Raw genomic sequence first — 8949 nt, forward strand, 5'->3', positions numbered from 1 at the left:
CTTTCACTCTTCCGACTTCTCCTCGGTGGCCGATTCCTCGGGCAGCCACTTCAGGAACTCGGCTTTGATCCGGTTCTCGTCGCCCTTCTTGTACCCGATGTGGGTGTAGACGATTTCACCTTTCTGATTGATGAGATAGGCGGTCGGCTTGATGATAATCCCGTAGGCCTTCTTGACTTCGTTCTGGGCGTCGAGCAGGCAGATGTAGGGCCACTTCTTGCTCTTCACGAACGCCTTGACCCGGGCCTCGTCCGCCGGCTTGTCCACTGACAGCGCGACGATCTGGAGTCCCCGTTCCTTGAGCGTATCGTAGACCGGCATCAGGGCATCGAGTTCGGCGATGCAGTTGACGCACGGCAGATCCCAGCACTCCATGTACACGGGTCCGACCTTGAGCAGGCTGTCGAGTGTCACCTCGGCACCGGTCACATCTTTGAGGGTGAACGACTGGGCCAGCGGGTAATCTTCCTTCTCGGCAGCGGAGAGCGCGCCGGCGGCAAAAGCCAGAACCAGACCGATGTTCAGAATCAGCTTCATTTCTCCTCCGTCATGGTGAATCTCTTGATGGTAGCGGACTGGAGCACGCGGTGTTCCGCGGTCCCGCTTGCGTCCTCGACAAACACCGCCGCACCCAGCATGTCGAGTCGGCGACCGGCCGTGCTGAACTCAAACGTATCAACCAACGTGTCCCCCCGCGCCAAGCTGACCGGCTGGCCGTTGCGGTTCGGCACCAGCTGGGTCGGGACCCGGAAGTAGGCCGCGCCGAGCGCGTCGGTCAGACTATCTTCGGTAACAACGCAATAGAGGGTAGGCGCCGTGCCGGAAGCGATGCTGTCGGCGGCGAGCGTGATCACAACCCGGCCGGTGGCGCTGTCCGCTTCACCCCGCGCCTCCAGCATGAAATAGGATGCGTCCGACTTCACGTTGCGGATCGCGTCGTCGAAAGCGCTGATATAGAGGGCGGGGTCGGAAGGCATCACGACCTCCAGGTATCCATCGAGCGCCAGCGACGGCTGGCCCGGGTTGTGCTGGTACCGGGCGACGCGCAGGCTGTCGTCCGGATTGATGTTCAGGTTATCGAAGGAATAGGGGTGCCACTCAACCACCGTCAGGCTGTCACCGTAGCGCACCTTGATCAGGCTGTCTAGTGCTCGCGCCGCGAGCATGCAGTTGGCTCAGCCGGTTTCGCCGATAAGTTCGGCGAACACCCGGCGGTTGGTCGGCTGGATTGGTACTACCGGAGCTTCGGAACAGCCGGCCAGGAGTACTGCGGACGCCAGAACGACAGCCATGGCGGCGTTCTTGCGAGTCATAAACACAATCTTATTGGCGCACATCCGTAGTGTCAAATGGGACAGCGCCTGAGTTGATATACTTCCGAGGCAGGCCGGATATTCCCGGCCGACGCCGCGCTCCCTACCCCGCTTGACTAGCAGCACTCCGTGCGGACACTTACACGATGGAGAAGTATCTCCAACTGGCCACCACCACGCCCCGCCGTAGTGTCGCCCGCCGCATCGCTCGAGCGCTGGTCGACAGCCGCCTGGCTGCGTGTGTCCAGATCGTCGGACCAATTGAGAGCGTCTACCGCTGGCAGGGCAAGATTGAGACGGCGAGTGAGTGGCTCTGTCTCATCAAGACGACCCGGGCGCGATTACGAGCGATCGCGGCGATGGTTCAGAAGCACCACCCCTATGACACTCCGGAACTGGTCGCGCTGCCGATTTCCGCCGGCAGCCGGCGCTATCTCGAGTGGCTCGCGGCGGCCGTACGTTCACCGGCCACGCAGCCGACGTCCGCGAGGAGGTCGTCTTGTCGATAATCGGCCTCGTCGCCGGGTTGAAGGACCCGGACCCGCTGGCGCGGCGGCTCGCCGTCGAGAAGCTGGGCCACATCGGCGGCGCCGAAGCCGCCGGCGCCCTGGTGCTGATGCTCAGGGATCCGGACGATGCCACCCGGACGCTGGCCGCCTACTCGCTTGCGGCCATCGGCGTCGACGCGGTCGAACCGCTGACCTGGTATCTTGCGACGTGGCAGGGCCCGGTCGATGCCGTCGTACCTACAGTCATCGGCGTGCTGCGTTCCGAGCGTGGGCTTGACTTCCTGACCGCGCACGTCGCCGACCCCGCGCCCGACACGCGCGCCGCCATCGCCGCGGCTCTCGGCCGTATCGGCAGTGATCGCGCGCTGCCGCCGCTGCTCGAGCTACTGCGGGATATGGTAGATGATGTCCGGATTGCCGCCGCCCGGGCCCTCGGCGACGTCCGAAGTCCGTTGGCCGTGAATGCCCTTATCGACGAAATGGCCGATGAGAACCCGCCGGTGCGGGCTGCCGCGGTCGAGGCACTCGGCCGTATCGGGAGCCAGCAAGCGGTTGACATCCTGTCCAGCGCCTGCGCTGAAGACCCGGACTCGAACGTCCGCGAAGCTGCGCTGGCCGCGCTCCGCCGCCTGAGCGCCGGTTCGGTCACCCGGCTGATCCAGGCTCTCTCCGGCAACGACCTGGGAGAGCGCATCCATGCCGTCAGCCAGTTGCTGGAGCAGGGCAAGGCCTCGACTCTCCCTTTGACCGAACTCCTCACCAATCCGGAACCCACGGTTCGCGCCTCGGCGGCCGAGGTACTTGGAGCACTTGGTGACACGTCCGCCCTGGAGGCTCTGGCCGGCGCCCTGGGCGATACCGACGACCGCGTCCGGCTTTCGGCGACGACCGCACTGGGCAGGATCAAGCACGCCCGCTCCGCCCAGGCTCTGGCCTGCCTGCTGGGAGACCAGGATGACAAAGTCGCGGCGGCCGCCGCCACCGGGATCGAGAACCTCGGTGAACTGGCCATAGACCTGGTATCTGGACTGCTGGACCACGAAGCGGTCGACGTCAGAGTGCGGGCGATAGATGTGCTGGGCCGGCTCCGGCACCGCGGGGCCTGCGACCGGCTGATCCGCGCCCTGGCCGACAAGGTCATCTGGGTCAGAAGCGTGTCGGCCCATGCGCTCGGCGAGATCGGAGACGGCCGCGCGGTGCCGGCTCTGAACGAGGCACTCAGAGACCGCGACCTGATGGTTCGCGCCCAGGCAGCCGAGGCATTGGGCAAGCTGCGCGACTTCGCCGCCACCTTGCCGCTGCTGAACTCGCTCAATGACGAGAGCGACCTGGTCCGCATCAACGCGCTGCGTGCCCTCGGTCGCATAGGCAACCCGGTGGCAATCCCATTTCTTGAAGACGCGCTGGACGCGGCGGAGCCGGGCGTGCGTTGTGCCGGGATCGCCGGGCTGGCGGCGATGCGCGTAACCCGCGTTCTGCCGAGACTGCACCGCATGTCACGCAACTGGCCGGTAGGCAGGGAGCCAAAGGAAGTGCGGGAAGCGGCGCAACAGGCAATCGCGTTTCTGGAAGCAGCACTGGCGCAGGACGCTCTGCAGCTCAAGCCGGAGAAGCCGGAAGAGAGTAGCGCCGGCAGCTAGGCGGCAGGAGCCGCCCCAAACCCGGGCCACTGCCGGAGGGGAGCCTCCGGATCAGTCCTCGAACAGCGCCTTGGCGTAGGCGTTCGGGTCAAAGGGCTCGATATCATCCAGCCCTTCGCCGGTACCGGTGAACCGCACCGGAACACCCAGTTCCATCACGATCGGGATCAGTACCCCCCCCTTGGCCGTGCCGTCGAGCTTGGTCACGACCAGTCCGGTCAGCCCCAACTGCTCGTTGAATGCGACGGCCTGACGCAGACCGTTCTGCCCCACCGTGGCATCCAGAACCAGCCAGACCTCGTCCGGGGCGCCGGGCTTCACTCTGCCACAGACCCGTTTGATCTTGACCGCTTCCTCCATCAGGTCCTTGCGGGTGTGAAGCCGGCCTGCGGTATCAATCATCACCACGTCGATCTTCTTCTGCGCCGCCTTCTGGATGGTATCGAACGCAACGGCAGCCGCGTCCTGCCCCTGCACCGAAGATACGATCTCGACCCCGGCCCGCTTCGCCCAAATGCCGAGCTGCTCGGCGGCGGCATCACGGTAGGTATCGGCCGCAGCGACCACTACCCGCTGCCCCTGGTCGGCGAAGAGGCGACACAGCTTGCCGACGGTCGTAGTCTTGCCCGACCCGTTCACGCCCACGATCATCACGACCAGCGGAGCCGGCGGTGCGGTGACAGACGGGCGGAGCCCGGGGCTGAGTAGCCTGGCGATTTCGGTTTCGAGGATCTCGCGCCGGTCACCGGTCGCATGCTTCACCTTCGCTGCCAGGATGTCGGTAGCCTTGACCCCAACATCGGCTGCCAGCAGCGCCTCCTCCAACTCCTCGGTGTTGGCCGCGACCAGGAGACGCTGGAACACGTGTCGGGTCTTGGCCAGGCCGCTGGCCAGCTTCGTGAAGCTGGCGCCGATGCGGGCGAAGGGATTCACGGACTAGCTTGCGGCGACCGGCTGCGCCTGCTGGCGGTATTCGGCCAGGCTGACCGATACCAGCGTGGAAATGCCCGGCTGCTCAGCCGTCACCCCGAACACGACATCCGCGCGCTCCACGGTCAGCCGATTGTGGGTGATGATGACCACCTGCGTCCTTTCTGATATCCCCCTCAGATAGTCGGCAAAGCGCCCGACGTTGGCATCGTCGAGCGGCGCATCTACCTCGTCGAGAAAACAGAAAGGCGCCGGCTTCACCCGGTAGAAGGCAAACAGGAGCGAGACTGCCAGCAGCGCCTTCTCACCGTCGGAGAGCTGCTCGAGCCGCTTCGGGTTCTTCCCCCGCGGCTTAGCGATGATACCGATCTCAGACTCGAGCGGGTTCGTGTCGTTCGTCATCACCAGGTCGGCCTCGCCTTCGAGGAACAGGGTCTGGAAGATCTCGCGAAAGTGACCGCGCACTTCGCCATAGGTGGCGGCGAACTGCTCCTGCGCGTGCCGGTCGATCTCCGTGAGCGCGCTCTCGAGGTTCAGCTTGGCCGCGGCCACGTCCTCGCGCTGGGTCACCAGCCTGGTCAGGTCCGTTTTCTCCTGCGCATACTCCTGGGCCGCCAGGGGATTCACCTGCCCGAGTGCCTCCAGCCGCTGGCGCACCTGGGCCAGCCGCTCCTCGGCGCCCTCGGTCGCAGCGGGCTGGAACGCGGCGATGTCGGCGCCGTAGGTCGACCTCGCCTCCTCGCCGATCGCGACAAAACGCTGGTTCAGCTCGAACAGCTTCATCCGCTGCTCCATCAGGACGTTTTGGTTGCGCTCCTGCGCCTGGCGCATCTCGGCCAGGTTGGCTTCCAGCGCCTCCTCGGCCCGCGCCAGTTCGGCAATGTGCAGCTTCCCGGCCTCTTCTTCGAATCCGGCCAGGACTGAACGCGCCTGCCCGATCTCCACGGTGCGTTCACCGATTTCCTTCTCCAGTACCTTGCTCTCCTCGCGATTGCGCTCCGCTCCCGCCGTGTACTCCTGGAGTCGACGCCGGCCGTCATCGATTTGACGCTTGGCAAAAGCATTCTCCGCCTCAAGCCGCGACCCGACCTGCCGCGCTTCGGAGAGCTCGGCGAGCGCCTGCGATGACAGCTCCAGCTCAGCCTTGACCTTCTGTTCCAGTTCGCGGGCTTCGGCCTCGGTGCGTGCGAGGGCGCCGGTGCCGGACTGGGTCTGGGCCTCAAACTCTCCGGAAGTGGCGACCAGCCCGGACCGCCGCTCCTCGAGTGTCCGCACCTGGGCCGCGGACGCGTGCTGCCCGGCGCGCAGGCGCTCCAGGTCACGTCCCAGTTCTTCACCGGTCGCGGCTGTGAGCTCGAACGCAGCGTCGAGTGAGGCCTTCCGGCGCCCGGTCTCTCCGACCTCGAATTCGACCTGCTCTATCTCCTTTTCCAGTTCCTCGCGGCGTCGGGCCAGCGCGGCCTCGGCCACGGTCGTCCGCTCGATTTCCGCTTCTACGTGGCCCAGCCGCTCACCTTTGTCGTGGATGGACCGCCCGGCGCTCAGCCGGCCGCTGTCCCGGCCCTCGATCACCAGCCGCCCGTCAGGGAAGCGGCAGACGCCATCGCGGGTGACGAACGACCAACCCGGGTATTGGCGCGACAGCCGGTCCAGATCGGCAGCATTGCCTGCCACCAGACTGGCCTCGACCAGCTGCCGCAACACGGCCGGGGCCTCGCTCTTGACCTTGACGAATTCGGAAAGCGGGCCGACTACCGCGCCGTCGACCGGCAACGCGGGTGGCGCCGGTAGCTGGGAATCCGGCACAGACGTGAGGAAGCCGAAGCGAAGGTCGGGACGCTTCCCGGCGGTCTCGGCCAACTTCTCCGGGCCGGCGGCCGAGACAAGAAAGTCAACGACCGCATAGAGCGCGGCCTCGCAGGCCCGTTCCCACCCGGTAGCGACTTCCAGGAATGCGCTCGCCTCGCCGCGCAGCCCTTCGGCCAGCGCCGCGCGACCGGTTTCTGCCTGCTCGCTGGCGATGGCGGCACGCAGCAGGGCGAGTTCGGTCTCCAGCCCACTCCTCTCCTCGCGGAGCCTGGCGTCCTCGCTCCGCAGCCGGTTGCGCTCATCGCGCGCACCGGCCAGCTCGCTGCGCAATGCTTCGATTCGCTTCCGGCCCGAACCGATGGCCGCTTCCGCCTCGGCAATCTTCTGACGCGTGCTCGCGACCTCCTCCTGGTTGCGGTCCAGCCGCGCTCTGACGCTCCCATTCTCCGCGGCGAGCCGCGCGCTCGTCTCGCGCTGGTTTTCCAGCGCCGCGTCGAGTCGTGCCAGTTCCTGCCGGCTGGTCTGTCCCTGCTCGAGCCGCTCCTGCATCTGCCGCCGGAGATCAACCTCGTGGCTGCGCAGCCCGTACAGCTGCTCCTCGAGCGCCTGCACCGCCCGGCGCTGGCGCTCAAGCGTCTCCTGTGACCGCGCCTGCCGCTCGTTTGCGGCGGCCAGTTTGTCCAGAGTCTGCGCGAAGGTCTGCTCCATCTGCCGCAGATTCTCCTCCAACGCGACCCGCTCGGTCTCACCTCGATCAGTCGCGCCGGCGAGAAGTTCAATCCGCTGCCGCGCCAGCAGGTTACGCCCCTCGAGGTCGGATACTGCCTGCCGCTGCGACTGCACCTTCGCCGCCAGCTCATCCTTCAGTATCTGGAGGTCCCGCACCCGGCCGCGCTGCGTCTTGAGCTCCTCGTCCAGGCGTCTGATCTCCGCGACGCGGGCGGCCTCAGCCTGCTCGATCGCCTCGGTGTCTGCCTGGGCCCGCTGCAGATCCCGCTGCATCGCTTCGGAGTCAGCCTTGAGTTCGATGAGCCGCAGTCCCTTTTCCTCTGCCTTCAGCTTGTCGAACGCCCGGAGCCTGCCCGCCTGCCGTTGCAGGCTGCGCACGAACCGTTCGCGCTCCGCGATGATATCATCCAGGCGGAGCAGGTCGCCGTTCGTCAGTTCCAGCTTGCGCAGGCAATCCGCCTTGGCGTCCTGGTACTTGGCGAGCGACGCCGCCTCCTCGAACATCTTCCGGATGTTCCCCGATATGATTTCCCGCATCTGGCGCAGGTCGAATATCGAATAGGCCTTGGTGCCCGCCCCCGAGGAGAAGAAGACCTCCTGGATATCGCGCAGACGGCAAGGCTGCTTGTTGAGGTAGTACTCGCTCTCACCCGAGCGGAAGTACCGGCGCCTGATCTCGACTTCGGCCGGCGGCTGCCCCTCGTCCTGCGCCACGTCATCCAGCACCAGCTTCACCTCGGCGAGGTTGACTGCCGCGACCGTGGCCGTGCCGCCGAAGATCAGGTCCTCATTCTTCGCGCAGCGGAGGAGGGTGAACGACTGCTCGCCCAGCACCCAACGCAACGCGTCGAGCACGTTGGTCTTGCCGCAGCCGTTTGGTCCTATGACCGCATTCAGGCCGGGCGAAAATCGCAGCGTTACTTTGTCCTGGAAGGACTTGAACCCGATGAGCTGGAGCTCTTTGATTCGCACGTCGGGCTAAACTATATGAGCGACCCTACCCAAGTCAAGCAGCATAAATGGGGACGCTACCCATTTTCCGGCTTGCCGATCGGCCGCCCGCGCGGGAGTGCCTGCAGCCTGCGGCCGCTCTGTGTTTCCAGTTTCCGGACAAACACTTCCACACCCAGGGGTCGGCCAGTCCGCGTATGCAGGCGCAGCCGCCCAACAAGGTCTTCCGGTTCCGCCTCCGCCAGCCAATCCGACCAGTCGCCAACGGAAACCCACTTGTCGATATCCGCCACCAGCAGACGGTCGCGACGCAATCCTGCGTGGGCGGCTGCGCTGCTCCACTCGTAGTTCGCAGCGCGAGGCTCAAGGCCGGCACGCACGGGATTGCACTCGACGTAGCGAATTGCCGCCGCGGTGTGCTCGGCGTCGAGCGGGCAGGAGTAGAAGCGCCCCTGCCAAACCCGACCACTGTATTCCTGCGAGCGATTGAAGTGCTGCGCATAGCGAAGATGCACCGGCTTCAGTACGGCGGCAAGCGACCCGGCCTCGGCCGGCACCCCAACCAGGTGGACGTGATTGGGCATCAGACAGTAGGCGAGGATGTCAAGTCCGCGCTCGGCGGCGTAGTCCCCAAGCAGACGCAGGTATCTGCGATAGTCGGACCTGACGAAGAAGATGTTCTCGCGACGATTGCCGCGCTGGGTGATGTGGTGAGGGATTCCGGGGACTACTACACGCGCCATGCGGGGCACGGCTAACGATACCGGCACGCGGGCCGATGTCAATATGAAAGTGGGTAGCGTCCCTATTTAAAGGCGATTGAATGCCAACCCTTGGCCGGGCTACTCCCGGACGAGGAACGCCTTCAGCCCAACACGCCGGATCCGTTCCAGGTTGGGACGGTAGGCCGGAAGCAGCTTCTTGCACGCGTCGGACTCCTCGCACTCCCAGCAGCCCGCGAACGCCCGCTTCGTCGCACAGCGACGTATCTTGCACCAGGGGTTCCCTCCCCCGCCCCGACACATCTTCGTGCAGCGCAGCATCGCCAGGCCGTCAAGCGCCTTCTTG

Annotated in this window: 8 protein-coding genes; 2 read left to right on the top strand and 6 right to left on the bottom strand. The window is 65.7% G+C overall.

Annotated elements, in window-relative coordinates; translation table 11 throughout:
* Window positions 1-3: 3 nt before the first annotated feature.
* Both FJY68_12135 and FJY68_12140 read right to left on the bottom strand, forming a co-directional pair.
* Entirely contained in the window at window positions 4-537 is a 534-nt protein-coding gene (locus FJY68_12135; protein MBM3332573.1) for a TlpA family protein disulfide reductase, read from the bottom strand.
* Entirely contained in the window at window positions 534-1166 is a 633-nt protein-coding gene (locus FJY68_12140) for a hypothetical protein (protein ID MBM3332574.1), read from the bottom strand. Before FJY68_12140 ends, FJY68_12135 begins: the two co-directional genes overlap by 4 nt.
* A gap of 293 nt (window positions 1167-1459) precedes the next feature.
* Between FJY68_12140 and FJY68_12145 the strand changes: the two genes are divergently transcribed.
* Together FJY68_12145 and FJY68_12150 are read left to right on the top strand one after the other, a co-directional pair.
* On the top strand, window positions 1460-1822 hold the full coding sequence (locus tag FJY68_12145; GenBank protein ID MBM3332575.1) for a divalent-cation tolerance protein CutA: 363 nt from the start codon (window positions 1460-1462) through the stop codon (window positions 1820-1822).
* Window positions 1753-3462 carry a hypothetical protein gene (locus FJY68_12150; protein MBM3332576.1) on the top strand — a complete coding sequence of 570 codons (1710 nt, stop codon included), beginning with the start codon at window positions 1753-1755 and terminating at the stop codon, window positions 3460-3462. Before FJY68_12145 ends, FJY68_12150 begins: the two co-directional genes overlap by 70 nt.
* Window positions 3463-3513: 51 nt before the next feature.
* Here FJY68_12150 and ftsY read toward each other — a convergent pair whose 3' ends face one another.
* From ftsY to FJY68_12170, 4 genes are all read right to left on the bottom strand, one after another.
* Window positions 3514-4377 (bottom strand): signal recognition particle-docking protein FtsY, encoded by an 864-nt coding sequence (ftsY, locus tag FJY68_12155; GenBank protein ID MBM3332577.1) that lies wholly within the window; start codon window positions 4375-4377, stop codon window positions 3514-3516.
* 21 nt (window positions 4378-4398) lie between these two features.
* Entirely contained in the window at window positions 4399-7902 is a 3504-nt protein-coding gene (gene smc, locus FJY68_12160; protein ID MBM3332578.1) for a chromosome segregation protein SMC, read from the bottom strand.
* A 56-nt stretch (window positions 7903-7958) separates the two neighbouring features.
* Window positions 7959-8633, bottom strand: coding sequence for a transposase (locus FJY68_12165; protein MBM3332579.1), 675 nt, complete (start codon window positions 8631-8633; stop codon window positions 7959-7961).
* 90 nt (window positions 8634-8723) lie between these two features.
* A partial coding sequence (locus FJY68_12170; GenBank protein MBM3332580.1) for a DUF3795 domain-containing protein occupies window positions 8724-8949 on the bottom strand: 226 nt, incomplete at its 5' end.

Source organism: candidate division WOR-3 bacterium, assembly GCA_016867815.1.
Taxonomy (GTDB): domain Bacteria; phylum Hydrothermota; class Tepidihabitantia; order Tepidihabitantales; family Tepidihabitantaceae; genus UBA2258.

Excerpts from the sequence above, each read along its gene's own strand:
- FJY68_12135 (MBM3332573.1), bottom strand. The coding sequence starts at position 537 with ATGAAGCTGATTCTGAACATCGGTCTGGTTCTGGCTTTTGCCGCCGGC.
- FJY68_12140 (MBM3332574.1), bottom strand. The coding sequence starts at position 1,166 with ATGCTCGCGGCGCGAGCACTAGACAGCCTGATCAAGGTGCGCTACGGT.
- FJY68_12145 (MBM3332575.1), top strand. The coding sequence starts at position 1,460 with ATGGAGAAGTATCTCCAACTGGCCACCACCACGCCCCGCCGTAGTGTC.